Genomic DNA, 1,714 nt, shown 5'->3' with positions numbered 1-1,714 from the left:
TTTGAATTCAATTCTGTGATAGGGTCCCAGCTATCATTTCCTTTGGTAAAATTAAAAGTTGTGATTTCTGTTCCATCAGTTAAAGTTGGAGAAGTTAACACTGTAGACCAAGACGCTCTTTGCTCTGAATTATTTAGTTCAGCTTCTTCAACAGTCCCAAATTCGTACATGAATGGAGATTCTCCACCTAAAGAGTTTGTCCATCCAACAGGATTTATTAAAGACAATCCTTCTGAACCTGGATATGTTGACTTATCAATAGTTGTTTTGAAGAATACAACTTCACTAAAATTAGCACTCCAAGGTCTTCCAAAAAAACCGGGTTTTGCGCCAAATGATGATGCAGTTTCTATGCCTGCAATTGGTGATTTTATATGACATTCATACATCAGAAAACCTCTTTGATTGTTTTGTTGTTGTGCTGCAGTAATGTAAGCTGCGTCTGAGGAAGTATCACTTGTATTGAAAACAAAGTCGGTTTTGTAAAATACAGCATTCATTCCACCAAAAATATAATCTACAGCACCCATCATTACTCCTTTATAAACAACAACTCTTGCAGGTGCTGCTCCATAAAATGAGTCTTGACGACCTATAACGCGACAGTTTTTTAAAATAACTTTATCCGCTGAAGAAGAAATCCCAATTGCAGCTGCTTGTGTTACAAATCCTGCTCCTCTATTTTGCACTGCAGTATTTCCATAATCTGTTGGTCTTATTGGCTGTGAATTTGGGTCTTTTGCTAAAACAATATCCTCTGATTCCTTTTTAGAGATGTATTGATTGAATGAATTTTCTAAAATAATATCTTCTACTGTAAAACCAACTGAATTTACAACAACAGTTGCATTCCAGTAAGATGAGCCTGAGCCAGTTCCTTCTTTATTTACATAGTTGGTATAACCATTTGCTTTGTTTATTTCAAGAGCTTCTGCACTCCATTTATTATCATTTCCTTGACTAAAGAAATTATATTTTTGCCCATAATAAGAGGTAATTCTTACAGCTCCATTTTCAATATCTACTCCTTTATTTAAAAGACCAATACTTGGTGTGGAAGCTGCATTTTTTAGAGTGATATTAGGATTATTTATCACTAACATTTCCTCGTAATTTCCTGGATCAATCAAAACTGTCACAAGTTCATTATTAGGCCTTACCATGTTTTCTATTTCTTTTATGGCATCAGTAATTGTTTGATAATCTTTATCTGAACCTACAGTTATTGTTGCTCTATATTCGACAACGGGAAGTTTTTTTATCGATTTAAAATAGGTTACTCCGCCAATATTTATTGTCACTGTTCCATCAGATGTGCCTTGATAAATATATTCAGACACAACATTTACACTTGTGCTATTTGAGGTATTTTGTATCAATTCACCACCTTCAACAGTATAATTAGAGGCATAATAATCAGTAATAACAACTTTTTCTCCAACTTTTACAGGAATAGTTATGGTTGCTCCAGAAGCTGCATTTAAATCTCCATTGCCTCCTCTAACATTCACACTACCTGTAAAAGAAAGTCCTTTATAAGCAGTCGCATTCGAAATAGTTCTATCAGTAAAAACCCATTCTGTAATTGGTTTAAATTTTAATTCTTTAGAGGTATCAGCTCCAGATACCGTTAAATTTGAAGATAAAGCCATCTCTATTGGATATTCATCTAAACCACCTTGATAATTTATAACATAAACCCCATCTCTTAAAG

1 protein-coding gene is annotated in these 1,714 nt (G+C 34.0%); it reads right to left on the bottom strand.

The window, feature by feature from the left end; genetic code table 11:
• Positions 1–1,714 (bottom strand): pectinesterase family protein (locus IU405_RS00235; RefSeq protein WP_197436664.1); only part of this gene is annotated, 1,714 nt, incomplete at both ends.

The organism is Polaribacter sp. BAL334, from assembly GCF_015767435.1.
GTDB lineage: Bacteria > Bacteroidota > Bacteroidia > Flavobacteriales > Flavobacteriaceae > Polaribacter.
The sequence above is the reverse complement of the archived record's forward strand: the minus strand, read 5'-3'. Positions and strand labels throughout refer to the sequence as shown.